Raw genomic sequence first — 24,302 nt, forward strand, 5'->3', positions numbered from 1 at the left:
GGAGTGCGCCGTGGCCGAAGGCGACGAACAGGACAAATCTTCCAAGACCGAAGAGCCGACAGACAAGCGGCTGAAATCGGCGCGCGAGAAAGGCGATGTGCCCTCCTCGCGCGAGACCGGCAACATGATGTCGGTCTTCTCATTGCTGATGATCGTGGTGTTCGTCCTCCCGGTCGTCGCGGGCCGGGCAATGACATCGCTCGGTCAGGTCTTCGCCGGGGCGGGCCAGGTGAAGATCGGCCAGGGGTCGGCAGGCGCGCGCGACATCGGCGACATCCTCAGCCTGCTTTTCGGCGAGATCGCGGGATGGGCCGCCCCGATCTTCGGCGTGATGCTTCTGGCCGCGGTTTTCGGCGTGTTGATCCAGGGCGAAACCGTGGTCTCGTCCGAGCGCATGAAGCCGAAACTGTCGAAGCTCTCGCCGCTCGGGGGGCTCAAGAAGATGTTCTCGCCCGGCGCGCTGGTCGAGTTCGCGAAAAGCATCACCAAGGTTCTCGTCATCGGCGCGCTCGCGCTCTGGGTCGCCAAACGCGCGGTCACCGGGATCTGGCAGGGCGAGAATTTCCTGCCAGAGCATATCCCCAGCTACGCGGCCCATTGGGCGAGCTGGCTTCTGAGCGCGGCGATGGTGTTTCTCGTGCCGATCACCATCGGCGATATCATCTGGAAGCGGTTCGAATGGCGGCGAAAGCTGCGCATGTCGCTCAAGGAAATCCGTGACGAGATGAAGGATTCCGAGGGCGATCCGCAGATCAAGGGCCGCCGCGCCGAGATCGCGCGCCAGCGGGCCCGTCAACGCATGGCGCAGGCGGTGCCGACCGCGAGCGTGATCGTGACCAACCCGACGCATTACGCCGTGGCGCTGAAATACGAACAGGGCAGCGACGCCGCCCCTGTTTGCGTCGCCAAAGGGGCCGATGCGGTGGCCGCGCGCATCCGCCAGATCGCGCGCGAGAACGAGGTGCCGATCGTCGAGAACAAGCCCCTCGCCCGCACGCTTCACGCCACGATCGAAGTGGATGACACGGTACCGGTCGAGCATTGGCAGGCGGTCGCGGAGATCATCGGCTACGTCATGGACCTGCGCCGCAACATCCGGCGCGCGCCGCCGAAAGGCTCGGTGTTGCGGGTCGACGAAGACTAAAAAAGGGGGCTGCGCGCCCCCTTTCCCCAATCAGCAACACCTGCGCCGCGCGGCACGGCCATGACGCCCGCGCGGATCAGTTGAGCTTGACGTTGACCAGCTTCTGGTCGCCCGGCAGCTTCGAGCGCTCGAGAATGATCTTGGAGACCGCCCGCGCGCGCACCGGGTTCATCTCGGCCATGATCGGGGCGACCTCGCGCTCCTTCATCGTGGCCAGCACCATGACCGTCACCTCGATATCGAGGTCGTTCATGATCGACGCCGCCGCCGCGGGCTTCATGTTCTTGTAGATCGACACGAGGCGATCGACGTCGTCGCTATGCGATTTGTCGACCTTGTCGAGCAGCTTGGTCACCTTGTCCTTCAACTCGGTCAGATGCTGCGACTGGGTGTCGAGACCCTGCTTGGCAAGCTCGATCTCGGCGCTGCGGGCGTCTAGTTTCTTCTTCTGCTCGGCGAGGAGGTCGCGCTCCTGCCGCACGGACATCAACAGCTCTTCCGGCGTCGGGCCGCAGCCGCCGGTCGCATCGGCGGAGGCATTGCTCGCCGGCGTCGCGGCGGCGTCCTTTTCCGCCCCGCTTGCGAGCGCGGCCTGCAACAGCGAATCCGGGAAAGGGATCATGTCGGAGGGAAGGCTGGTCGCGAGTTTCGCACCGCCAGAGAGCAGCAAAACGCCGACGAGAACCTGAAGGGGGCGGTTCTTCACCATTGGCCCTGCGCCTCCCGGCGCACGCGGGTCTGCTCGAAGAAGCTTTTGACCAGTTCGGCCTTGCCGGTCACCCGGGTCAGCCCCATCGGCGCTTTCGGCGCGGCGCGGCGCGAGTTGAAGGTCAGGGCGGGCGCGGCCTCTTGCGCGGCTGCCGGTTCGGGCGCGGGCGCTTTCTGCGCCTCGGCGACCGCGTCCTTCATCTCTTCGACGGAGAGTTGCGACTTGTCCACGGCTGCGGAGAAAGCCACGACCAGCGGCTCCATCTCTTCGAGCACGAGCATGAGCTTTTTCACCCGCCGCGTGATGACCACGCCATAGGCCATCAGCCCGGCAAGAGACACGAGAATAATCGCGTTAATCAGCATCGACATCATTGCTCCACTCGTCCTTTCCCATGAGGTTCGCGGTCACCTTCAGTGCCATCGACCCGTTTTGCTTCTTGCCCATTTCGCCTTCGAGAACCGGGCTCCCGGCACAGAGCAACAGGACCGGATGGCTGTCGTCGATCCCGAGATCGAGCGTGTCGCCCACTTTCCAGTCCAGGATTTCGCGCATCGGCACCACCAGCTCGTGCAGCTGCGCGGTAAGCGCCACCGAAGACCCTTCGATCTTCTGTTTCAGCTGCGTGCGCCACGAGCTGTCCGCGCCGAGCCGATCCCCGAAGAAGATCTTCGTGAGCAACGGGCGCACCGGCTCGAGTGTGGCATAGGGGAGGATCAGGTGGACCTCGCCATCATAGCCCTCGAGACTGACCTTGAGCGGCACGCGGACCGTGGGGCTGTTGGGCTGGGCGATATTGGCGAATTGCGGATTGCTCTCCATCCGGTCGACCTGGAAGGAAACCTCGCAAATCTGCCGGAAACCCACCGCCATATCGGCAAGGATACGTTCGGCGACCTGCTCGCCCATCCGGCGCTCGATCGTGGTGAAACCATGCTTGGCATCCTTCGCCCGGCCCGACGGCTGTCCGCCCAGCATCAGTTCGAGCGCGGAGAACAGGAAGACCGGATCCTGCGAAAGGATAAACTGGTCATCCCAAGGGTCGGCCTGCGCAACCGCGATCAAACCATGCTTGGGCAGGCTTTTCATCGCGTCGGCAAAGGGCAGGTATTCGACCTCGCCCAGCGTCACGTCCAGCACCGAGCCGGTCAGAGATTTGAGCGAGCTGGAGAAGGACAGAACGAAGCGCTCGAAGATCACGTCCAACATCGGCAGACGCTCGTAATTGAGCATCGACATGCGGATGATCTCGTCTTCGACCTCTGCCGTCGTCGTGGCCGCCATCGCCATGTCCGCCTGTTCCGCCATCGTCACTGCACCACGAGATCGCTGATGAGAATTTCGCTCGGCGTGTCATTGCCCACGACCGCGCGGGCGCGCTTGAGCAGTTCCGCCTTGAGCTTGATGAGGCCGATGCTGCCGCGCAGATCCTCGACCGTCATCTGACGCAGGAACCCGGTAAAAGTGTCGCGGATGAAGGGCTTCTTCTCGGCCACCTTGGCCTCGGCATCCGGCGAATCGGGATAGACTAGCGCGAGGTGAATCTTGAGGTAGCGCGCAGCGGGTGTGCCGTCTGCGGTCGTCTCGGTGATGTTCACCACGATGTCGTCGAAATCCAGCAGCGCATCCGCGCCAGCTGCGCCCGAGGCGCCATGCCCGGCCGAATCCGCCGCGCTGCCCCCGGTGAGCGCCGAGACACCGCCGAAGGCCACGAAGCCACCGCAGAACATCGCCACGACCGCGAGCGCTCCCGCCGCCATGACGAGACGCTTATGGTCGCGCAAGGCCCGCCAGCGCGTTTCGGGCGCCTCGGCAACCTCTTCTTTATCAATGGCCGCATCAATCATCGGCTATCGCGCCTCTCTTTGTCGAATTTAAAGATAAAACCCGATCTTCACTGGACATCGTGAAGTATATACATCCGTACTTTACTTGCAATACAAAGATAGAATACCATCTACGGGATAAATTAAGAATAACTGGTGTTCGCCGTGCAGCAATTCTTGCAGAACCTTCAATCCTTGGGACGACGCAAGCTCCTGATGCTTGGGGCTGTCGGTGTCGTCAGCGTTCTCGCGCTGGTCTTCGGCCTCTCCGTCGTGACGGCCCCGAGCTACAAGCTGCTCTACAGCCAGCTTTCGCCCTCCAGCGCCGCGGGAATCGTCGACACGCTCGAACAGGCAGGGTTCAAGACGCAGCTTTCCGCAGACGGCAGCGCCGTGTCGGTTCCCGAGGGCGATATCGCCCGCGCCCGCATGGCGCTGGCCGAGAAGAACCTGCCCGTGGATGGCGAACCCGGCTGGGAGTTGTTCGACAATGCGAGCGGCTTCGGCATGAACACCTTCATGCAGCATGTGAACCGGTTGCGCGCGATGGAGGGCGAGTTGGCACGCTCAATCCAGACCATCGACGGGGTGCGCAGCGCCCGCGTCCATCTGGTTCTGCCCGAGCGCGAAGCCTTCTCGCGCACCAGCCCCGATCCGAGTGCTAGCGTCATCGTCCGCGCCGCTTCTTCTCGCGGGATCAGCCGCAAGGAAGCACTGGCGATTCGCAACCTGATTGCGGCGGCAGTTCCCAATCTCGACGGCAACCGGGTGACCGTGCTCTCGGCTAGCGGCGAGACGATCCTCGCGGAGAATTCCGACGCGGCCGGGCAAGCGACGCTGCAGTCGAACAAGGCCGCGACCGAAGACCGGATGGCGCGCTCGATCGAGCAGATCCTGACGGCGCGCGTCGGCGCGGGGAACGCCCGCGTGCAGGTCAATGTCGATCTGTCCAACCAGCGCGAAGTCGTGGTGCAGCAAAGCTTCGATCCCGATCAGCAGGTCGTCCGTTCCACCCAGAACAATGCCGAGCAGCAGAAGGGCGTGCAGAACGGCGATTCCGGCGTGAACACCGGCAACAACATCCCCGGCGCGCTTGGCGGTCCGGGTGCGAGCAGCACGACCGACAGCCGCAGCAAGAACGGCGAGTCGGTGCAATACGAGATCGGCAACACCCGGCGCGAGACCACGACCGAAGCCGGTGCGGTGCAACGCGTCTCGGTCGCGGTGCTGGTGAACGGCATCTACAACGTCCAGGACGACGGGTCGCTGAAATACGAACAGCGCTCGCCGGAAGAAATCGCCCGCCTCACCGCGCTTGTGAAATCGGCGATCGGCTATGACCAGAACCGCGGCGATACCGTCTCCGTCGATAGCCTGCGCTTCATCGATTACTCGATGGAGGTCGGCGGCCCGGTTGGCCCGACGCTGATGCAGCGCCTGTCGAACAATATCGTCTCGATCCTGCGCTGGGTCTTCGCCCTCCTGATCGTGGTCGCGGTACTGGTCTTCGGCCTGCGCCCGCTGCTGAACCGGGCCGACCGCGAGCGCGCGCGGCTGAGCGAGGCGACCGGCGCCGGGGCGCTCGCAGCCCCCGAGGGCGAGGCGGAAGCAGCGGCGCCGGCGAGCAACAACCTGCCCGCAACGCCCGCCAACGCCGTCGCGCCCCGAACGCAGGAGACCGCCGAGCCCACAGCGCCCGTCCAACGCGCGGAGCGCTATGACCCCGCCGGAGATGATGAGCTGATCACCAACTTCGCGATCAGCGGTGCGATCCTGAAGCGCAAGGTCTCCGCGATCCAGAAGATCGCCGAAGACGAGCCGCAAGAGGCCCTCAAGGTCCTGCGCGGCTGGCTGTTGAACGAGGCGTGAGATGACGGTTTTCCAGCGCGATTTCGATGAAGAGATGCAGGCGGAAGATGCCCGCCGCGCCGCCGAACGGCTGAAGGTCTTCACCCAGGCCGATCTCGATGCGGCAGCGGCGGCTGCGCGCGCGGAAGGGTTCGAGGCAGGCCGCGCGCAGGGGCGCAGCGGGGCCACCGCCGAGATCATGGCCTCGCTCGAGGCGCGCCAGACCGAGGCGCTGGAGAAATTCGCCCCCGAGATCGCGACGCTTCTGGGCAATCAGCTAGCCCATCAGGCCGCGCTGGAGCGGCACCTTTGCGGCTTCGCGCTGCGCGTTTGCGAGAAGGTCTTTCCCGAATTCATCGAGAACTGCTCGACCGCGCGGGTCGAGACGCAGATCCGGCGGGCGATGGAGATCGCGCTGCGCAAACCGTGCCTCACGATCCGCCTCTCCCCCGCCAATGTCGCGGGGCTGACACCGGTGATCGAGGCCAGCGCCGGGCCGAACAGCCCCGCCCTGAACATCGTCGCGGACCCGGCGCTTGCCGATGGCGACATCCATGCCGACTGGGACGACGGCGTGATGGATTACAGCTTCGAGACGGTCTGCCGCAGCATCCTCATCGCTTTGCGTCAGACCGTCTCGCCCCAAGCCACACCAATCAGGAAAGCCGTGTAAATGCCCGACAACGATACGCCCGAATCCACGCAACCGCCTGAGACGCCGGAAACCGAAGCGCAGCCGACGCAGGACGAAGCCCGCGCTGCGGCCGCGGAGAGTCTGCTGCACAGCCTCGCCAGCAAGCAGGCCGCGAGCGACGGTGACGGGCAGAACGTCAATGCGATGCTCAATGTCGGGCTCTCGGTTCAGATCGTGCTGGGCCAGAGCCGCATCCCGATCTCGCAGCTTCTCAACCTCAGCCGCGGCTCGGTCATCGAGCTGGAGAAGAAGATCGGCGAGCCGGTCGATGTGGTGATCAATGACCGGCTCGTCGCGCGCGGCGATCTGGTGAAGGTGGGCGAGAACCGCCTCGGCGTCACCCTGACCGAGATCGTCAAAGACTACGTCCCGACACGATGACCACCCTCGCGAAGCGTTCTTTGACGGTGAAGGCTGGCCTGCCGCTCTTCGTCCTGACCCTCGCCGCGTCGCTCGCGTTCAGCGGCAGCGCCGAGGCGCAGGAGGCGGGCGGTTTGCTGGGCGATCTGGCGCAGGGGCTCAACAATGCCGCCCCGGGCAGCGACGCCGCCGCCAGCCTGAGCGGGCGGATCATCCAGCTGATCGCGCTGATGACCGTGCTCAGCATCGCGCCGGGCGTCCTCGTCGTCATGACCAGCTTCACCCGCTTCGTGATCGTCTTCTCGATGCTACGCTCAGCTCTGGGGCTGAACCAGACGCCGCCGAATATGGTGCTCAGCGCGATGGCGCTGTTCATGACTTTCTTCGTCATGCAGCCCGTCTTCGACGATGCCTGGACCGGCGGGCTGCGGCCGCTTCTGAACAACACGGTGACCGAGGAACAGGCGCTCGTCGGGATCGGCGCGCCGTTCAAGGCCTTCATGTTTGCCAATACGCGCCCGAAGGATCTGAAGCTCTTCGCCGATCTCGTCCGCGACAACGAAGCAGGGCAAAACGCCGAACCCGCGCCCGAGACCCCCGCGCCGGCCACGGCGGAAGAGGCGAGCTGGCGCACCCTCGTACCCGCCTTCATGATCTCCGAACTACGGCGCGCCTTCACCATCGGCTTCCTGATCTACCTGCCTTTCATCGCAATCGACCTCATCGTCGCCTCGGTGCTGATGAGTGCCGGTATGATGATGTTGCCACCGGTGATGATCTCGCTGCCCTTCAAGGTGATCTTCTTCGTGCTGATCGACGGCTGGTACATGCTCGCAGGCAGCATGATGCAATCTTATGTCGCCTATGGCGGGGGCGGCTAAGCCTCCGCGCCACCCCTATCCTTAGAAAACACCTCACGCCAAAGAATAGCGCGCGATCCTGATTGAGAATACAAGGATAGACTGCTATTCTTGCCGAGACCTCAGAACAGATCGAGCGCCGACGATGAAAACCTCCCGGGATTACAAGAAACTCCGCGGCCCAGAGAAGGCGGCGATCCTTTTCCTCTGCCTTGGGGAAAAGCATGGCGCCGGGCTGATGCAGAGGCTCGACGATTACGACATCCACTCGATCACCCACGCGATCTCGTCTCTGGGCACGATCCCCGCCGATGTCGTGGAAGAGGTGATGAGCGAGTTCATGGAAACCGCAGGCGATGGCGGCGGTATCGTCGGGTCGATGGAAATGGCCCAAAGCATGCTCAAGGGGTTCCTGCCCGAGGATCGGGTGAGCGACATCATGCAGGAGATCCAGGGCCCGCTGGTAGGCCGCAATATCTGGGAGAACTTCTCCGCACTCAACGAACAGGTCATCGCCAATTACCTGAAGGAAGAGCACGATCAGACGGTCGCGGCGATCCTCAGCAAAGTGAAACCCGAGGTGGCCTCGAAAGTGCTGCCGCTTCTGGGCGAGGAGCGCATGATGGAGGTGCTCGAGCGGATGATCGGCATCGACACCGTGCCGCGCTATGTCTTCCAGAATATCGAGGAGACGCTGCAGAAAGAGTTCATGAGCTCGGCGACGCGCAACACCGGGCCGGACCCGCAGCAGCGCATGGCCGATCTCTTCAACAAGCTCGACAGCAAGCTGTTCGACGACATCACCCAGCGTCTGGAGAAGCGCATCCCGGATGCCTTCGGCGCGATCAAGGCGAAGATGTTCACCTTCGACGATCTGTGCAAGCTCGACCAGCAGAGCCTCGTCAAAGTCATGCGCGGGGTCGAAGGGCAAACGCTTCCGCTCGCCTTGCGCGGGGCCAAGAAGGAGGTGCGCGATTACTTCCTGAGCGCCCTGCCCGCCCGCTCGCGCGACATGCTGAACGAGGAAATGACCGCGATGGGCCCGGTGCGCGGGCGCGAGGTGCAAGAGGCGCAATCCGCCCTGGTGGACTATGCGCTAGAGCTGTCGCGCGATGACGAGATCCGCATCCCGCTCGACGATAATGACGTGATTATCGACTGAGGTCAGCCGCGATCTAAGGCAGGCTTACCGATAGCGCGAGGCCGAGAAGGTCGCGATCGCGGTCAGATCGAAGGTCGCGGGCACGAACTGGCCCGAGCCGCCCTGAACCGCACCTTGCATCAGCGTCACCGCAGCACTCCCCGCGCCATTCGTTGCGAAACTCTGCGCATCGGACACGGCGACGAAATGAGAGATCAGATTGTCGACCTCCTTCGGGTCCTTGAGCTTCGTGAGGTCGAACTTGTCCTCGAAGATCTGTTTCTGCCGCTCGACATCGAGCTTCACGACGTCATTGGGGATGCCCAGAGCCGTGCGCATGAACTGCGCCGTATCCTTGTCTTTGAGGACCGAATACCACGTTTTGACGCCATCGAGCTTCTGGCGGAATTCGAGCACGGACCCGACGGTCGCGTTCTGCTCGCTCTCGCCATTGATGAACTGCTGGCTGACATACTGATCGACGATCTTGTCCTGCCACGCGGTCGAAGAGGTGTTCGTATTCGCCGTCCCGCCATTAGTGAACCCGAGCGCATCGTAGAGCTTGCGGAAGCGCGGATCGGTGAGCTTGTTCACAAGCGAGGTCTTGTCGGCGGAATCGCTCGACAGGATTTCGCGCATCATCGCCTTACCGAACATCTGGTCTTCCAGATCGAAGGCCTTCATCACGAAACTATAGGCGTCGTAATTGTCCACCAGATCGGCTGCGGTATGGATATCCGCGATATTCTCGCGGAAACGGCTGATCGCGCGGGCATGTTGCGGCTCTGCCGCCAGTTGGTCCAGCTGCTTGGCTTGAGTCCGGTCGATCAGGTTCAGCGCGAGGCGGCTGCTCATGCCCGAAATCGTCAGCATTCTTCCCCCTCCAGCGCCACCGCCGGGCTCGCATCTCCGGAGAGGCGCGCGAAGAGTTCCTCTTCGCGTCGCATGACCGGGCGCAGCGCGCTCAACGCCTTGTAGTAATCGCCCTGGGAGACCCAGTTCGCGGCCTCGAAGACGCCGCCGACCACGGGGGCACTGAAAATCGTGGCAAGATCGGCAAGCTTTTCCTGAATGACCGGCACCAGCGTGTCGCGCGTATCGGCGCGGATCAGCGCCGTCTGAATCAGGAAGTAGGCCTGCTTCACCGGGGTCGGCTCGCAGTTTTCATCCAGCAAATCTTCGGCCCGGATCACGTCGGCGGTGTTCTCGATCTGAAGCGTCTGGCGACGGTTGGCATTTCGGATCACGCATCCATTGACCACGATCCGCTCGTTCGGTTTCAACGTCAGTCGTAATGCCATGACCCGCGCCCCTTCTTATTCCGCAGCCACCGGCTCGCCAGCGTCGCCGCTGAGCCCACGGATGATGTTGCGATTCACCTCGACGAGGGGCGAGACCGTGCCACCGCCACCCATCACGACTTGCGTCTCCCGCTCGACCCAGAGCGCGAGAGAAATCAGCGCCGCTTTCAGCTCGGCGGGGAACTGGTTCGCCGGCTCCGCGAGGTCATCGCGCAGTGCGGTCCAGATGCGCTCGTTCTCCCAGAGCGCAGTGCGCAGACCCTGCGCGAGGACCGCCCCTCGCCCGGCCTGCGACGCGCTGTCATAGTCGGCCAGAAAGGCTTCCAGCTCGCCGGTGACGCGGGACAGGATACGACGCTCGATCTGCCGCGGAGACTCGGTTTCGGAAATGGTTCGCTTATACGCGGCGACGCTCATGCAAGCTCTCCTCTCGATATTCTTTTCTTCTCTTTCGCCGAACTTAGCACGGCGCGGTTAAAGGCGTTTTTAAACTTTGCCGGAAAAGACAACCCAAGCGCGGCAAAAGAAAAGGCCCCGCAACATACGGGGCCTTTCCATTCAGTTCATCGCCACGATTTAGCGGAACAGGCTCAGAAGGTTCTGAGGGCCCTGGTTCGCAATCGAGAGCGACTGCGTCGCGAGCTGCTGCTGGACCTGGTAGGACTGCAGGCGAGCCGCCTCCTTCTCCATGTCCGCATCGACCATGTTGCCGACACCGGTGTCGAGCTTGTCGGTCAGCTTGCCGAGGAAGTCCTGCTGGGATTCCAGCGACTTCTCCGCAACACCGAGCGAGGTCGCGTTGTCGATGGCCGTCGACAGGGCGCTTTGGGCGCTCGTCAGCGCGCTGGTCAGAACCGCCGCCGAACCACCAGAGATATCGATCCCGCTCAGCGTCGCCTGAAGCGAAGAAAGATCGACCGCCTGGAAGGTCATCGACGTGGTCGCGAAGGAACCGCTTGCGCGGCTGATCCCGGTGACGACCGTCACGTTGGCCGAACCGTCGACGAGGCTGTCGCCGTTGAAGGTCGCCTGGCTGATCGTGGTGCCGATCTGATCGACGATGCTGCGGAGTTCCTTCTGGACCGCAGCATGATCCACCGCGTCGCCCTGAGCGAACGAAACACGCTCGACGAACTGCTGGGCGAGATCTTTCACCGACTCTGCGCCAAGACGCGCGGTCGAAACCGAGTTCTTGGTCAGGGTCAGACCTTCGTTGATCGACTTGTACATGCCGCTGTCGCTGTTCATCGATTCCGAGATCGAGAAATAGGCGGCATTGTCTTTCGCCGAGTTGATCTTCTTGCCGGTCGAAATGCGGTTCTGCGTGTCTTCGAGACCCTTGTTGACCCCACGGAGGGTCGCAAGAGCATTCATCGCGGAGGTATTGGTAAGAATGGACGACATTTCTAGTCACTCCTCATTCTGAAAGATATTTGTTTTCGTCTTCTGACAGAAAAACGGCGCGAGCCGTGGAGAGGAATTTTGGGCCGAAGATTAAGCGCAGGTTAACGAATGCGGAAAATCTAGAATTCCCTATCGATATGCATCTGCGGACCGTCCTGTCCTGTGACCGGTTTGCCACTCTTTCCATAGAGGCCATCGAGACTGTGCCGGTTCCGGATCTTCTCGATCTCGCGCACGATCTCGCGGGTCGCCTCGGACATTCGCGACAGCAGAACGCTGTTATCCTGCACGGCGGTCTTCAGCTGGCGGAGCTTTTCGCGCAGCGCGGGCGCGGCATCCTCAGACGCTTCCAGAAACGGCTCGATCACGGGGATCTTCAACTCGATCCGCTTCAGCAGGTCCGCCTTGCGATCATAAAGCTCGGTGACGCGATCAAGATGCCCCGCCTCGACCGCCGCGATTTCGTCACGCAACAGATCGAGCGTCGCATCGATATTCGCCTCAAAGGCGGCGAGGTTGGCATCATCCTCGTCGGTCAGAACGGGGCCTTCGACGGAAATCTCGCGCCGGGCCTGCATGCGCTTGCGAAAACGCGACGGGGTCTCGTCAGCCATGGTCATCTCCGTTCGAGTTGTAGGCGCCGATCATCCGCTCGACGCTCTGCGCGATCCCGGTTCGGCCGGAGGCGGCGATCTCATCCGCGATGCCGCGCGCGAGGAAAGATTTCCACATCTCCTCGGCGTGGCCACCATCCATCCCGCCCATCTTCACGGTCTTCATCATCTCGCCCACGGCCTGCTGCAGGAAGGTCGCCTCGAAATTCTTGGCGATCTCCTTCGCATCCTGCGACTTCGCACCGGAGGCAGCAGGCGCCTTGAGCGACGCAGCCGAGAGCGACGGTTTCGACGGATCGAGCGGATTCATCAGATGATCTCCAGATCGGCATGAAGCGCGCCCGCGGCCTTGATCGCCTGCAGGATCGAGATCGTCTGCCGGGCGCCCACGCCAATCGCATTGAGGCCGTCCACGAGGTCCTGAAGGCTGACATCGCCCCCTTGGAGCACGCTGAACTGGGTGTTTCTCTCTTCGACCTGCACATCCGTTTCGGGCACTACGACAGTCTCCCCGATAGAGATCGGCTTCGGCTGGCTGACCGCGTAGCTTTCCTTGACCTTCACGGTCAGACCGCCCTGACTGATCGCGACCTGATCGATCCGAACATTCGAGCCGATCACGATGGTCCCGGATTTCTCGTCGACCACCACCTTGGCAACGGAGTCGGGCGTGACAGGCAGGTTTTCGATCATCGCCAGCAGCTCCGGGACGCCGTATTTTCCCTTCGCCTGCACCTCGATGGTGGAGGGGTCGAGCATCTGCGCAGTATTGTGGCCGAGCTTGTCGTTGATCACCCCGGCGACGCGCGACGCGGTCGTGAAATCGGGCTCGCGGAGGGACAGGCGCACGGAATTCATCGAGTTCAATTCGAATGCGATTTCCTTCTCGACGATGGCGCCGTTCTCCATCCGCGCGACGGTCGGCACTCCATCCACGATGCTCGCCGCGTTGCCCTTAGCGCTATAGCCCGCGACCGAGATCGGCCCCTGCCCCACGGCATAGATCTCGCCATCCGCCCCGACGAGCGGCGTCACGATCAGCGTGCCGCCGCGCAGACTGTCCGCATTGCCGAGCGAGGAGATCGTCACGTCGATCGTCGAACCGCGGCGGGCGAAGGGCGGCAGTTTTGCCGTCACCATCACCGCGGCTGTGTTCTTCGTCTTGATCGCGTCGCCGGAGAGATTGCCGACCCCGAGCCGTTCGAGCATCCCCTCAATCGACTTCTTGGTGAAGGGGCTGCCGTTGAGGGTGTCGCCGGTCCCGTTCAGACCGACCACGAGACCGTAGCCCACGAGCTGGTTCTCACGCACGCCCTCGAAACTGGCGATATCCTTGATGCGAACCTGCGCGGCGGCCGGGAGCGCGCAGAGCGTCCCTGCAATGACGGAGAGCGCGACGAGCGCCCCACGAACCCCGGCGCGAGAAAACGACGCCCGATTACCTTTTCGGCGCAAAGAAGCAAGCATAGTTTCCTCACATCACCAGCACATTCCGCCAAATTAAAGCAAAACATAAATAGTGTCCAATATAAATCAGTACTATTCTTGACTAATCCTTTGTGGCAACTTAGCGTGATCTTGCCGCTTGTGCGAGAAACTTGCCCGGGATGGAGGCCTGCATGAATATTTACGTCTTTGAGCCTCGCGATGGCCGCGTTCGCGGCCTGCTCAGCGAGCTGGAGAGCGTTGGGCTGCAACCCGTCCTCGTCCCCGCATCCTTCTTCGCGTCCGATCTCAGCACGCTGAACCAGAAGGGCGTCGATACGCGGGCGATCCTGATCGGCGACTGCCCGGAAGTGACCGACTATATCCGGGCCATCCGGAGCTGCGGCTGCCGCAATCCGGTTCTGGTGATGCGCGATTTCAAGAACTCACGCGATGCCTCGGAAGCGCTCGACGCCGGGGCCGACGACGTCATGGTCAGCCCGATCAAGGGGATCGAAGCGCTGTCGCGGATCAATTCGATCATCCGCCGCTCCTATGGTCACGCCGCCGAGAGCATCAGCGTCGGCGAGATCACCGCCTTCTTCGACGGGCGCGATCCGCTGGTCTCGGGCGCCCGCCTGAAGCTGTCGAACCGCGAACACGCGATCTTCCAGCACCTGGCGCTGAACGCGAACAAGGTGATTGCGAAAGGCGCGATCTACGACGCGGTCTACGGGATGAGCGACGACCAGCCCTTCGACAAGGTCATCGACGTCTATATCTGCAAACTGCGCAAGAAGATCGCCGATGCGGCCGATAGCGGCCACCAATATATCGAGACGGTCTACGGTCGTGGCTACAAGTTCAGTGAACTGGACAGCGCCGACGACGCGAAGCTCGCGGCCTATAGCAAGCGCGATGCGGTCGGCACGGTCGCCGCGCGCTAAACCGCACGGTTACATGTAATTCAGGATCGACAGCTTCGACATCTGCGCGGCTACGCTGTAGCTCGCGTTGAGCTGAGTCTGGAGCGCGGTCATCCGGGTCGCGGCCTCATAGGGATCGACCGAGACGTAATCCGACAGACGACTGTTCAGCACCGAATCCATCGATTGCTGCTGCGTGAGTATGATGTCGAGCCGCTTCTGCTTCGCACCCAGAGCAGTCTCGGAATTGCGCAGCCCTTCGACGCCATCGCTCAGCGCTTTGACGCCGGCTGCCACCCAGCTTTTATAGGCATCCTGATCAGTGATCTTCGACACGTCGGTCGAAGCGAACAACGCAAGCCCCTTGATCAGGTTGCGGAACTCGGGATCGTCCGCCTGCATCCCGTAATCGAGCGTCTCGCCATCCCCGATCAGCGCCGTTTTGCGCGGCGTCCCGGCTGTCGCATCGCCCTGGAAGAAGGTCGAGCTGTAGCGTTTGGCCGGATCGGCATTGGTGTCATCGAACACGCTGTCGATCTGCGACAGCATCGCCGCGGCCTGGGTCGCATCTGCGGGGCCGCTGCCCACGATCCCCGACAGGACATCCCCCGCCGAGAGACCCGTCGCACCGTTCGTCGCGTCATAGCCCCGCAGCGCTGCCTTGTCCGAAGCCACCCCGGAGAACAGATGCTCCCCGTCGAGCGAGACATTCAGGCTCGTCATGATGGTGTCGAGGGCGGCGCGCGCGCTTTGCTGCAGGGTCGCCGCCGAAGCGCCGGGGCGCTCGAGGTTCCCGACGGCGAGACCGAGCACATCCTGCGCCGCCCCGCGCGCCGTCGACGCGCTGGATACGATCATATCCAGCTTGCTCCCGAGGAGCTTGTTCGAGGTAATGAAATGCGAGTTGGTCGTCGCGCGATCTTCCAGCGCGAGCACGAAGGCCGATTTCGCCCCCATATCCGCATAGACATCGGATTTGCGGCCGGTCGCGACCTCGTCGCTCGTCCGTTGCAGCTCTGCCGTGGTGCGGCTGACCGATCGCCGCGAGATCAAGCTCATCTGCAAGGTCGACAGCGAATTCCGGATTAGGGGGATCATCGTTCAGTCTCCTCAGACGGCTTCGAGCAGCGTATCCATCATCTTCATGACGGCAGTCATCATCTTTGAATTCGCGGCATAGCTTTGCTGAATCGTTATCAGCTTCTGCATCTCATCGTCGATGTTCACACCCTGAATGCCCTGGCGCGTGCCGTTCACCGTCTCGGCGGCGGTGCGCGCGGCGGCGAAACGCTCCTGCGCGCGGGTGCCCTCGAACTCCTGCGCCGAGATCATGTTGCTTCCATAGTCGCGCAGCGACAGCGATGGCTCCAGCCCAGTGCCCGGGGCCGCCGAAAGCGGATCGTCGAACATCGACACGAAGGCTTCGATCTGGGTCGAGTCGCCTGCGGCACCCGGCGCGGTGGCGCCGATCCCGTCGCGCAGGCGCGAGAGCTGCCCACCCTGCGCGGGGTCCACCGCCGCATTGACCGAAATCCGGCCCGCCAACCCTTCGAGATTTGCGGGATCGTAGGCTGCGCCTGCATCGGTGAAGAGCCCCGCCTGCCCCGGCGCGAGCGAGGCGTCCGCACTCTCGAAGCCCTGCACGAGCCCCCGAGCCATCTCGTCGAGCTGAAGCTGGAAGCGCGGCAGAACGTCCTTCTTCACCGCGAACAGCCCGGCGAGACTGCCATTCTGGAAGCCGCGTGCGTCGGTGGAGTCCGGGGTGATCTCTGTCTTGCCCGCGAACAGCTTTCCGGCCACCTGATCATAGGTGATGTAGCTGGCCTGGTTCCCGTCGACGAGCGGCGTGCCCCCAGCGGTATAGAGCGTCGCGCGCCCGTCGGTGGAGCGGCGCACCTGCATGTCGATCAGCTTCGACGCCTTTTCCACCAGCACATCCATCTGGTCTCCCAGATCGGCTGCGCCGAGCGAGCCGGGCGGCGCGTCCGAGATCTGCTTGTTGAGCGAGGTGATCTTGTGCAGCGTCTCGTTGAAATCGGAGACGTCGTATTTGATCTCCATATCGACCTCGCCGCCGACCCGCGCGAGCATGTCGCTGCTTTGGTTCAGCGAGGTCACCATCTCCTGCGCGGAGGCCGCCACACCGTTTTGCGCCGCGTTACTGCCGGGATTGTTCACCAGCGCGATCATCGAACTGCGCAGATCGGTCAGCCGGTCCGCGGGCGACAGACCGTCGCCCGGCTGGCCGAGGGTCGCGGTATATTCGCCCACCGCTTCGTAGATCGCCTGCTCGCGCGCCATGGCCGAGGAATGCTGCCGATACATGCGGTTGAGCGAGGCGTCGACTTCGCGCCGCGCCTCGCCGGTTTGCACGAGGCCGCCCGAGGTCGTGACCTGCGGCAACTCCTTGCGCACATAACCCTCGGTGCTCGCATTCGCGATGTTGCGCGAGGTCGCTTCCGATTGCATCTGCGCCGTGCGCAGACCGCTCGTGCTCGCCTGGAGGGCGCCCGTCAGGCTCATCGGCTTACTCCGTTCTCAGCGTGACGATCAGCGTTTGAGACGCGTGGTCTCGTCGAGCATCTCGTCCATCGTGGTGACGATCTTCGCGTTGGTGGAATAGGCCCGCTGGGTGCGGATCAGATCGCTCAATTCCTGCGCGATATCGACATTCGACCCTTCAAGCGTCCCCGAGGAAATCGTGCCCACCGGGCCCTCGTTCGCCTTGTGGATCGTGAAGTCGCCACTGTTGCGGGTCAGCCGATAGGCGTCACCATCGACCTCCTGCATCCCGTTCGGGTTCGCCACATGGGCGAGCGGAATCTTGTAGAGCGCCTGCCGCTGGCCGTTATCGAAGATCCCGTACATCGTGCCGGTATCATCGACCTCCATCCGGGTCAGCGCGCCGGCGGACGAGCCGTCCGTGTCGAATTTCTGCGGGGTGAAATCGCCGGCGAACTGAGTCATCCCGTCGAAGCTGTTCAGCGCGCCGAGACCGACGTCGATCGGCTGGGTCGTGCCACCGTCATTCATCGTCAGGCTCATGACGCCCGTGGTCGTGTCCATCGAGAAGGCACCGGGGGCTGTCGCGAGATTGGTCACGCCGGAATAGCTGACCGGGGCACCCGCATTCGGCCCGCTCGCGGCGAAATCGACCGTGACCTGACCGTAGGGAACGCCGTCGCCATCGGACACGGTGACGTCCCACTGGTTCTGGGTCGCGGTCGGCTGCCAGGAATACTCGAGCCGCTTCGCCGCACCGAGCGGCGTGAAATATTGCGAGGACGAGGTGAAGGGTGCGCCCGGCGTCGCGTTTCCGGTTTCCTGCGAGGGCAGATTGCCTTGCACGCTGACCGTGGTCGTCGCCTTCGCGCTCAGCGTTGCATCGGTCACGTTCACCGTCTTCAGCCCATTGAAGCTGTTGCCGTCGATCGAGCCGAGCGTGCCGTCGGTATAGGGGTAGCCCGAGAGGAAATAGCCTGCCGAATTGACAAGATCGCCATTCTCATCGGGCTTGAACGACCCGGCGCGCGTCAAGACGTAATCGGATTCGACGCTCGTATTGGCTCTGCCGGATACGACGAAGAACCCGTTGCCGTTCACTGCGAAATCGGTTGCGGAACTGGTGGGGATCACCGCGCCCCCGTTCGTCACGTCGGAGGAAACGACAGCATTGACGCCCGAGGGCGCATCGAGCCCGCCGCTCGGCGTCATGGTCACCATCTGGGCGAAGCTGCGCTTGTAGCCCGTGGTATTCGCATTCGCGATATTCTCGGAAATTTCGCCAACGGCGACGGAGTTTGCGTTCAGGCCGCTCACGCCGGTCTGCATCGCGCTCGAAATACTCATGGTTTTATCCTCTCATGTCCGAAGAGAAGGGGGTCCTATCTAGGAGATATGCGACTGATGTTTAACTGGAGTTAAAAATATCTACGTTTTTTCTTTGACGATATCGGCGAGGAGCAATGCATAGCAAAGATATCTACCCGCCAGCCTGCTTCGCCTCCGACCCGACCATCTCGAGCGCGTCATCCGCCTTGCGCAGCCGGTCCCGCGCAGCCGCGTCCATCAGCGGGCTGAGCTTGGCGGGCTCCGCCAGAAGGCTTGCGACGAGCTTGTTCAGATCTTCGCGCCCCGCCAGACGCGGGAAGACCTCGGCGACGCTGCGGGCGGTGGTCAGGTCGCCCGACCGGTAGGCGGCCAGCAGCAATTCGACCGCGTCGGTCTCGGAGAAATCGTCCGGGGCCTTCTTCCACAACTCGCGATAGGACTGGGTCGCCGCCTTCCAATCACCCTTCTTCCAGTGGAGCCGCGCCTGAAGCCGCAGATGATCGACCGAGTGCGAGGTCACCTTGGCCTGCAAGGCCGCGTCGGTCTTCCCGGCCTCGGCCAGAACGCGGGCCTGCAGCGCGTTGAACTGGTTCAGCTCCTGAGCATCGGCGGGACGCTCGGAAGCCTCCAACACCTTGGCGGCGCGGGCGAATTGCCCACCGCGCGCAAGCGCCTCCGCCTCGCGCAGCGCCAGATAGGCCATCCTGTCTTGCGACACCGCCTCGGGGTTATCCTTGCGCTGTGCGCTCAGAGCTTCGCGGATCTTGCGATATTCCGTGGCGGCCTGAGTCGTCGCGCCCAGCTCCAAAAGGCGATCCGCGAATTGCTCGGCATAGGTCTGAAAATCGGGGCGGACTTCGTAATAGGTCTCCAACCGCTGATGCCCCTCAGCAAAATCCGTGAGCGAAATCTTCCCCGCGGCGCCCTTCGCATAAAACGCCTTGAGCAGATTGTCGGCGGCCTGCGCCGCCGCGCGCGCTTGCGGACGCTCGGGGAACCGGGTGAGGATCTCACCATAGGCAATCAGCGCATCCACATCGTGGCCGGACGTCTCGCCCAAATGCGCACGCTGTTCGAGCGCCTGCAGGTCGAACCTGTCGCCGCGCCACGCAAGGTTAGCCTCGGCGAGCATCGACAAACCTTGGTCGGGCGTCAGCGCTCCATGCTCGAGCCCCAAACTGACCAACGCAAGCCGCGCCCGCTGCGCGTAACGATCCTGCCCCTTCGCCGCTTCGCGATAGGCGGCATAGGCCTTGTCGGGATGATGCGACTGCTCCGCCACCCGCCCAATAAGAAAGCTATAGACCGGCTGCGATTTAAGCTCGGGGTAGTTATCGAAATCCCGGCTCAGCCGCTGGGCCAGCGGCCATTTCCTGACCGCGATCGCGCCTTCCAGAAGCGCGGGCAGGCAGGCCTCGACGAAAACGGGCGGATAGGTCGGAAGTCGGTCAGCCGCACCCGCGAGATTGCCTTCAAGCTCTACCGCGTCGCCCTGCGTGATCGCGTTCAGCGCCGCCCAGAGGTGATAGTCCTGCCAGTTCGCCCAGTCGGCATTCGGCAGGAGGGTGCCAGTCGGCACCCCCGTCCCTTCCATGATGCTGAACCCGGCCGCAATCGCGCGCCAGCGAGCCTGCTCTGCCGGGATCAAACCGTCGGGCATCTCGTCGCCCAGCAGCGAGCGCCCCTCGGGAAGCATGACATGGGCGAGATAGAATTCCGCAAGATCGAGCCGCGCAATGGCGCGCGAGGGTCCCGGCTCGGCTGCGGCAACGCCAGCGGCCAGCGCATCGCGATCCGCTAGGAACCCCGCCTGTGTGTATTGCGCGAAATCGAAAGGAGGAGGCGCGGGCAGCGTCTCCGCCGCAGCGCCGCCGCACAGAAGACAGAGCGCCAAAACGCCGCCCATGAAGGGAAAACCGCCTCGCAATTCCATCACCTCTTGCCCAAACGCATCAGAATTCCTTTGCGTATTAAAGAATAGTATTGATTATTCTAAGATTAGCAAACATTATTGAGTGGAAATTGGCAGCGATCCAAGCACAAAGCCACAAGATCCATTCTCGCGGACGGAAATTCATGGATAGCTCAAATTACGTCTCTCTATCCCTCGCCTCGACGCTGTGGCGCAGCCTCGACATTTCGGCCAACAACATGGCCAATGCCAACACGGCTGGCTTCAAGGCGGAACGCTCGCTGACCGAGAGCTACAACTCGAAGGGCACTGCGGGCCCCGAGGATGACGTGAGCTACGTGCTCGACAAGGGCTCCTATCTCGATGACCGCCAAGGCTCGCTGACCAAGACGTCCAACCCGCTCGATGTGGCGCTGAACGGGGACGGCTGGCTCGCCTATACCACGCCCGCGGGCCAGACGGCATTTGGCCGCGACGGGCGACTGGCCGTCGACCCGCAGGGCAATCTCGTGACGCTGACGGGCAACAAGGTTCTCGACCGGGGCGGCGCGCCGATCGCGATCCCGCCGGGCGAGGAGATCACGATCTCCCGCGACGGCACGATTTCGGGGCCCAATAGCGGCACCATCGGCACTCTGGGCATGTTCACCGTGCCCGACATCCAAAGCTTCAACCGGCTGGGCGGCGGCCTCTTTGCTGCGCCCGGAGGTGCCGCCCCCGCCTTCACCCCGTCTGACACGACGCAGGTTGCGCAGGGCTTCGTCGAAGAGAGCAATGTCCAGCCGGTGGTCGAGATGACCCGGATGATGGACATCCAGCGCTCCTACGAGCGGGCGGTGAAGTTGATGGATGAACAGAACACCCTTCGTCAGGAAACACTGCGCAGGCTTGGCAAAGTCTGACCGGCGCGAAAAGGAGCTGAACCATGAGAGCACTTGGAATTGCCGCGACGGGGATGCTGGCCCAGCAGACCAATGTGGACGTGATCTCGAACAACATCGCGAACGCGAACACCACCGGCTACAAGAGCAGCCGCGCCGCGTTTCAGGATCTGGTCTACCAGTCGCTGCAACGCGAAGGCTCGCTGACCTCCGCCGACGGGACCGCGCGGCCTGTAGGCGTGGATATCGGCCTCGGCGTGCAAAGCGCGGGCGTGGTGCGGCTCAACACGCAAGGCGGTCTGGTGCAGACCGAAAATCAGCTCGATCTCGCGATCGACGGCGGCGGGTACTTCACCCTCAACATGCCCGATGGCAGTCAGGCCTACACGCGGGCCGGCACCTTCCAGCTGAGCCCCGAGGGCCAGATTGTGTCGATGGACGGCTATGAGGTCGCACCCGGGATCAACGTCCCGGCCAACACCACCAATGTCGAGATCAACCAGCAGGGCCTCGTGATGGCCTATGTCGGCAAGGACCCGACCCCGGTGCAGATCGGCCAGATCACGATGTCGACCTTCGTCAACGAGGCGGGGATGAAACCGCTGGGCAACAACCTTCTGCAGGCGACGACCGCCTCGGGCGATCCGACCGAGGCGCTGCCGGGCGATCCGGGCGTCGGCATCCTGCGTCAGGGCTATCTCGAGAGCTCCAACGTCAACATCATCCAGCAGATCACCGACCTGATCTCGGCGCAGCGCGCCTATGAGATGAATTCCAAGGCGATCGAGACGGCCGACCAGATGATGTCCACCTCGAACCAGATCAAGTGATGCCATGATCCCGAAATTCGCCTCTGCGACTGCCGTTCTCGCCACGCTCGTCACCGCGCTTCTTGCCGGTCCCGCGAGCGCGGAATCCGTGCGCGTGCTGATCGCCGAGAAGGCAGAACAATCCTGGGGCCTCGAGATGCCGCCGAGCGGTCATTTCGAGATCACGCTGCAAGACAGCGATCCGGGCGACGCGGAGATGATCAGCGATTTCTGGATGGATCGCTCCACGGGGCAGTTTCTCGCGAATGCGGTCGAGGCTTCGGGCGATGTGCGCCGCCTCGCGGGGCTTGCACTGCTAAACCTGCCCGTTCCGGTGCCGACGCAGCAGATTCTCCCCGGCGCCATCCTGTCGGGCGATGATTTCCAGATGGTCGACCTGCCCTATGGCCAAGTCGGCGCCTATGCCGTGACCCAGCTCGACCATCTGGAGGGGATGCAGGTTCGGCGCGTGCTCGCGCGTGGGCGTCCGGTGATGAGCCAGTCGATCACCGAGCCGGTCATCATCTCGCGCGGCGACCCGGTCTCGATCGAATATTCGAAAGGCGCGATGTCGCTGACTGCGCCCGGCAAGGCGATCTCCGACGCCCATGCGGATCAGTCGGTGCGCGTGGTCAATCTCGTAAGCAACAAGATTGTCGAAGGCATCGCCAAGCCCGACGGCAAAGTGGAGATTCAGAAGTGAGACATCCGTTCTACATCCTGCCGATGCTCGCGCTGGCCGCCTGCGGTCCCGGCACGGCCTTCGAGCGCGACCCGAAAGTGAGCGACATGGTCGTCGATGGCGACACGATCCCAGAAGTGAACCGGGTCAGCGTTCCGATGCCGCCGCTGGAGCCTACGCGCGTTCCGCAGCGGGCCGAGGCCGCGTCGCTCTGGCAGACCGGTTCGACCGGCTTCTTCGGCGATCAGCGTGCCGACAAGGTGGGCGATCTGCTGACCGTCGATATCGACATCAACGACGAGGCGCAGCTTCAAAACGCTTCTCAGCGCAGCCGCGACGGCAGCCAGAGCGTCGGCTTCCCGACCTTCCTCGGCTATGGCGGCAAGATCGCGAAGATCCTGCCCGGCGTCAGCGAGAAAGACCTGCCCACGGGCAGCAACATCGTCGATCTCAGCTCGCAATCGAGCGCAAGCGGCACCGGCTCGATCAAACGCAACGAAACGATCAGCCTCAAGGTCGCAGCCCTCGTGATCCGGAAGCTGCAAAACGGGAATTTCGTGATCGCCGGACGCCAGGAGGTGAAGGTCAATCACGAGCTGCGCGAATTGCGCGTGGCCGGGATCATCCGTCCCGAAGACATCCGGATGGACAACACCATCCCCTACGAGAAGATCGCCGAGGCGCGCATCTCCTATGGAGGGCGCGGTCAGATCAGCAAGGTGCAACAGCCCCGCTACGGGGAAGACGCGCTCGACGTCGTCCTGCCCTACTGAGCGCGACCGATGCCGCGCTGGAGAACACTCGTCCTGCTTATAGTGGTGGTGCCGATCGTCGCGGCGGGTCTGGGCTATCTTGGCGGCAGCCAGATCGCGCCGGGGCCCAAAGCGGCCGAAGTGCCGCCAGAGCCTGCCCCACGCGACGTCGCGCTGGGGCCGATCACGGTCCCGATCTTCCGGGCGCGCGCGGTGAGCTATCTGACGGTCGACGTGACGCTGGTTCTGAAGGGAGAAGACCTCCCCGATGGACCGGCGCTCGTGCCGAAACTGCGCGACGAGACGCTCGATCTGCTGACCAGACTCGCGGATAATCGGATCTTCGATCCCGATACGGTCACGCCTGGCGAGCTCGTCCCGCTGCTCGAGCGCGGTCTCAAGGACCGTGTGCCCGGCTTACAGGCGGCGAAGGTGAACAGCGCGGCGCCATTCAAGCAAGGATAGGAAAGCCCCCGCCGCGCACCGCGCCGGGGGACACTCGCGTCAGCCCGACACTGAAACGATGAGCGAGCTGGGCACTTCCTCGCCATTGCGCAGAACCAGCGACTGCCCTTGCGACGAGAACCGCACCTGCTCGACCTGCGTGCTGGGATAGGTGTCGTAGGAGACCGCATTGCCATCGGTATCCTGCGCGTCGATCTCGACCCGGAACGTGTCATCGGGCACCGGCAGCCCCGCAGAATCGCGCCCGTCCCAGTTCAGCGCGATCTTCTCGCCCGACCGTCCGGGCAGGCCTGTGATCCGGCGCAGTTCGGTCCCATCCTCCGTCTTGATGATCGCGGTCACCTTGTCGGCGGGCGCGGCAAGCTCGTAGCTGGTGCTGGCCTGACCGTCGCGCAGCTCGATCCGGTCGGAGGCGAGCGACACCGTCTTGCCCATCAGGGCCACATCCGCCATCCCGCCCATCGCACTCAGCTTCGCGTCGATGGTCTTGAGGTTGGTATTGGTCTGCACCGATTGCTCTACCTGACTGAGCTGCGCCAGCTGCGAGACGAATTGCGTCGAGTCCATCGGCTTCAGCGGGTCCTGATTTTTGATCTGCGCCGTCAGCAGCTGCAGGAAGCTGTTGTAATCCGCCGAGAGCTTCGACTGCGCGGTGTTCGTCGCGGCATCGGTCGTGGCCGCGGTCGGCGTGGTGCTTGTCGGGGAGATGCTCATCTGG

General features: G+C 63.2%; 28 protein-coding genes. 12 read left to right on the forward strand and 16 right to left on the reverse strand.

Annotation, left to right across the window (positions count from 1 at the left end; translation table 11 throughout):
- The first annotated feature begins 10 nt into the window (after window positions 1-10).
- Window positions 11-1,144: a flagellar biosynthesis protein FlhB gene (flhB, locus tag BMI85_RS16915; protein ID WP_246832585.1), complete on the forward strand. Its 1,134-nt coding sequence runs from the start codon at window positions 11-13 to the stop codon at window positions 1,142-1,144.
- Window positions 1,145-1,220: 76 nt separating this feature from the next.
- Here the strand turns inward: flhB and BMI85_RS16920 are convergent, their stop codons facing one another.
- From BMI85_RS16920 to BMI85_RS16935, 4 genes are read right to left on the reverse strand one after another with little or no spacing between them, the layout of a single operon-like run.
- Window positions 1,221-1,853 carry a hypothetical protein gene (locus BMI85_RS16920; RefSeq protein WP_078602102.1) on the reverse strand — a complete coding sequence of 211 codons (633 nt, stop codon included), beginning with the start codon at window positions 1,851-1,853 and terminating at the stop codon, window positions 1,221-1,223.
- The gene (locus BMI85_RS16925) at window positions 1,847-2,224 is read right to left on the reverse strand and encodes a hypothetical protein (protein WP_078602213.1); all 378 of its coding nucleotides are present in this window, start codon (window positions 2,222-2,224) and stop codon (window positions 1,847-1,849) included. The genes BMI85_RS16920 and BMI85_RS16925 overlap by 7 nt, the downstream gene beginning before the upstream one ends.
- Window positions 2,208-3,161 (reverse strand): FliM/FliN family flagellar motor switch protein, encoded by a 954-nt coding sequence (locus BMI85_RS16930; RefSeq protein ID WP_078602103.1) that lies wholly within the window; start codon window positions 3,159-3,161, stop codon window positions 2,208-2,210. The genes BMI85_RS16925 and BMI85_RS16930 overlap by 17 nt, the downstream gene beginning before the upstream one ends.
- Before the next feature lie 2 nt (window positions 3,162-3,163).
- On the reverse strand, window positions 3,164-3,700 hold the full coding sequence (locus tag BMI85_RS16935) for a flagellar basal body-associated FliL family protein (RefSeq protein ID WP_078602104.1): 537 nt from the start codon (window positions 3,698-3,700) through the stop codon (window positions 3,164-3,166).
- 174 nt (window positions 3,701-3,874) lie between these two features.
- Here BMI85_RS16935 and fliF point away from each other — a divergent pair, with 174 nt between their 5' ends.
- The 5 genes from fliF to BMI85_RS16960 all read left to right on the forward strand — a co-directional run bounded on the left by fliF (window position 3,875) and on the right by BMI85_RS16960 (window position 8,603).
- Window positions 3,875-5,548 (forward strand): flagellar basal-body MS-ring/collar protein FliF, encoded by a 1,674-nt coding sequence (gene fliF / locus BMI85_RS16940; protein WP_348638982.1) that lies wholly within the window; start codon window positions 3,875-3,877, stop codon window positions 5,546-5,548.
- Between the two features lies 1 nt (window position 5,549).
- Window positions 5,550-6,200: a FliH/SctL family protein gene (locus BMI85_RS16945; protein WP_078602105.1), complete on the forward strand. Its 651-nt coding sequence runs from the start codon at window positions 5,550-5,552 to the stop codon at window positions 6,198-6,200.
- Window positions 6,201-6,602, forward strand: coding sequence for a FliM/FliN family flagellar motor switch protein (locus BMI85_RS16950; RefSeq protein ID WP_078602106.1), 402 nt, complete (start codon window positions 6,201-6,203; stop codon window positions 6,600-6,602). It begins immediately after the preceding gene.
- Complete coding sequence (gene fliP / locus BMI85_RS16955) at window positions 6,599-7,462, forward strand: flagellar type III secretion system pore protein FliP (RefSeq protein WP_078602107.1); 864 nt, start codon at window positions 6,599-6,601, stop codon at window positions 7,460-7,462. The genes BMI85_RS16950 and fliP overlap by 4 nt, the downstream gene beginning before the upstream one ends.
- 124 nt (window positions 7,463-7,586) lie before the next feature.
- Window positions 7,587-8,603, forward strand: coding sequence for a flagellar motor switch protein FliG (locus tag BMI85_RS16960; RefSeq protein WP_078602108.1), 1,017 nt, complete (start codon window positions 7,587-7,589; stop codon window positions 8,601-8,603).
- A 24-nt stretch (window positions 8,604-8,627) separates the two neighbouring features.
- Here BMI85_RS16960 and BMI85_RS16965 read toward each other — a convergent pair whose 3' ends face one another.
- The 7 genes from BMI85_RS16965 to BMI85_RS16995 form a co-directional block, all read right to left on the reverse strand.
- Complete coding sequence (locus tag BMI85_RS16965; protein ID WP_078602109.1) at window positions 8,628-9,455, reverse strand: DUF1217 domain-containing protein; 828 nt, start codon at window positions 9,453-9,455, stop codon at window positions 8,628-8,630.
- Window positions 9,449-9,883, reverse strand: coding sequence for a flagellar biosynthesis repressor FlbT (locus BMI85_RS16970; protein ID WP_078521978.1), 435 nt, complete (start codon window positions 9,881-9,883; stop codon window positions 9,449-9,451). Before BMI85_RS16970 ends, BMI85_RS16965 begins: the two co-directional genes overlap by 7 nt.
- Before the next feature lie 15 nt (window positions 9,884-9,898).
- Complete coding sequence (locus BMI85_RS16975) at window positions 9,899-10,300, reverse strand: flagellar biosynthesis regulator FlaF (RefSeq protein WP_078602110.1); 402 nt, start codon at window positions 10,298-10,300, stop codon at window positions 9,899-9,901.
- 159 nt (window positions 10,301-10,459) lie between these two features.
- The gene (locus tag BMI85_RS16980; RefSeq protein WP_078521982.1) at window positions 10,460-11,287 is read right to left on the reverse strand and encodes a flagellin; all 828 of its coding nucleotides are present in this window, start codon (window positions 11,285-11,287) and stop codon (window positions 10,460-10,462) included.
- 119 nt (window positions 11,288-11,406) lie between these two features.
- Window positions 11,407-11,901 carry a hypothetical protein gene (locus tag BMI85_RS16985; RefSeq protein WP_078602111.1) on the reverse strand — a complete coding sequence of 165 codons (495 nt, stop codon included), beginning with the start codon at window positions 11,899-11,901 and terminating at the stop codon, window positions 11,407-11,409.
- Window positions 11,894-12,211, reverse strand: a complete 318-nt coding sequence (locus BMI85_RS16990; protein ID WP_078602112.1) for a rod-binding protein — start codon at window positions 12,209-12,211, stop codon at window positions 11,894-11,896. The genes BMI85_RS16985 and BMI85_RS16990 overlap by 8 nt, the downstream gene beginning before the upstream one ends.
- A complete protein-coding gene (locus tag BMI85_RS16995; protein WP_078545150.1) occupies window positions 12,211-13,368 on the reverse strand; it encodes a flagellar basal body P-ring protein FlgI in 1,158 nt (385 codons plus the stop codon). Before BMI85_RS16995 ends, BMI85_RS16990 begins: the two co-directional genes overlap by 1 nt.
- 152 nt (window positions 13,369-13,520) lie before the next feature.
- Here BMI85_RS16995 and BMI85_RS17000 point away from each other — a divergent pair, with 152 nt between their 5' ends.
- A complete protein-coding gene (locus BMI85_RS17000; protein ID WP_078602215.1) occupies window positions 13,521-14,273 on the forward strand; it encodes a response regulator transcription factor in 753 nt (250 codons plus the stop codon).
- Window positions 14,274-14,282: 9 nt separating this feature from the next.
- Here BMI85_RS17000 and BMI85_RS17005 read toward each other — a convergent pair whose 3' ends face one another.
- The 4 genes from BMI85_RS17005 to BMI85_RS17020 form a co-directional block, all read right to left on the reverse strand.
- Window positions 14,283-15,350, reverse strand: coding sequence for a flagellin (locus tag BMI85_RS17005; RefSeq protein ID WP_078602113.1), 1,068 nt, complete (start codon window positions 15,348-15,350; stop codon window positions 14,283-14,285).
- Window positions 15,351-15,362: 12 nt separating this feature from the next.
- The gene (gene flgK, locus BMI85_RS17010; RefSeq protein WP_078602114.1) at window positions 15,363-16,775 is read right to left on the reverse strand and encodes a flagellar hook-associated protein FlgK; all 1,413 of its coding nucleotides are present in this window, start codon (window positions 16,773-16,775) and stop codon (window positions 15,363-15,365) included.
- 27 nt (window positions 16,776-16,802) lie between these two features.
- Entirely contained in the window at window positions 16,803-18,101 is a 1,299-nt protein-coding gene (locus tag BMI85_RS17015; RefSeq protein ID WP_078602115.1) for a flagellar hook protein FlgE, read from the reverse strand.
- Window positions 18,102-18,234: 133 nt separating this feature from the next.
- Entirely contained in the window at window positions 18,235-20,016 is a 1,782-nt protein-coding gene (locus tag BMI85_RS17020; RefSeq protein WP_078602116.1) for a hypothetical protein, read from the reverse strand.
- Between the two features lie 143 nt (window positions 20,017-20,159).
- On the opposite strand from BMI85_RS17020, the gene flgF reads away from it, so the two are divergent.
- From flgF to BMI85_RS17045, 5 genes are read left to right on the forward strand one after another with little or no spacing between them, the layout of a single operon-like run.
- Window positions 20,160-20,897: a flagellar basal-body rod protein FlgF gene (flgF, locus tag BMI85_RS17025; protein ID WP_078602117.1), complete on the forward strand. Its 738-nt coding sequence runs from the start codon at window positions 20,160-20,162 to the stop codon at window positions 20,895-20,897.
- A 23-nt stretch (window positions 20,898-20,920) separates the two neighbouring features.
- Window positions 20,921-21,706: a flagellar basal-body rod protein FlgG gene (gene flgG / locus BMI85_RS17030; RefSeq protein WP_078571508.1), complete on the forward strand. Its 786-nt coding sequence runs from the start codon at window positions 20,921-20,923 to the stop codon at window positions 21,704-21,706.
- A gap of 4 nt (window positions 21,707-21,710) precedes the next feature.
- Window positions 21,711-22,388: a flagellar basal body P-ring formation chaperone FlgA gene (gene flgA / locus BMI85_RS17035; protein WP_078602118.1), complete on the forward strand. Its 678-nt coding sequence runs from the start codon at window positions 21,711-21,713 to the stop codon at window positions 22,386-22,388.
- Window positions 22,385-23,140, forward strand: a complete 756-nt coding sequence (flgH, locus tag BMI85_RS17040; protein ID WP_347430640.1) for a flagellar basal body L-ring protein FlgH — start codon at window positions 22,385-22,387, stop codon at window positions 23,138-23,140. Before flgA ends, flgH begins: the two co-directional genes overlap by 4 nt.
- A 9-nt stretch (window positions 23,141-23,149) precedes the next feature.
- The gene (locus tag BMI85_RS17045; RefSeq protein ID WP_143595148.1) at window positions 23,150-23,584 is read left to right on the forward strand and encodes a flagellar basal body-associated FliL family protein; all 435 of its coding nucleotides are present in this window, start codon (window positions 23,150-23,152) and stop codon (window positions 23,582-23,584) included.
- 39 nt (window positions 23,585-23,623) lie between these two features.
- Here the strand turns inward: BMI85_RS17045 and BMI85_RS17050 are convergent, their stop codons facing one another.
- The gene (locus BMI85_RS17050) at window positions 23,624-24,298 is read right to left on the reverse strand and encodes a flagellar hook assembly protein FlgD (RefSeq protein ID WP_168174809.1); all 675 of its coding nucleotides are present in this window, start codon (window positions 24,296-24,298) and stop codon (window positions 23,624-23,626) included.
- Between the last annotated feature and the right edge of the window lie 4 nt (window positions 24,299-24,302).

This window comes from Thioclava sp. DLFJ4-1, assembly GCF_002020145.1.
Classification (GTDB): domain Bacteria; phylum Pseudomonadota; class Alphaproteobacteria; order Rhodobacterales; family Rhodobacteraceae; genus Thioclava; species Thioclava sediminum.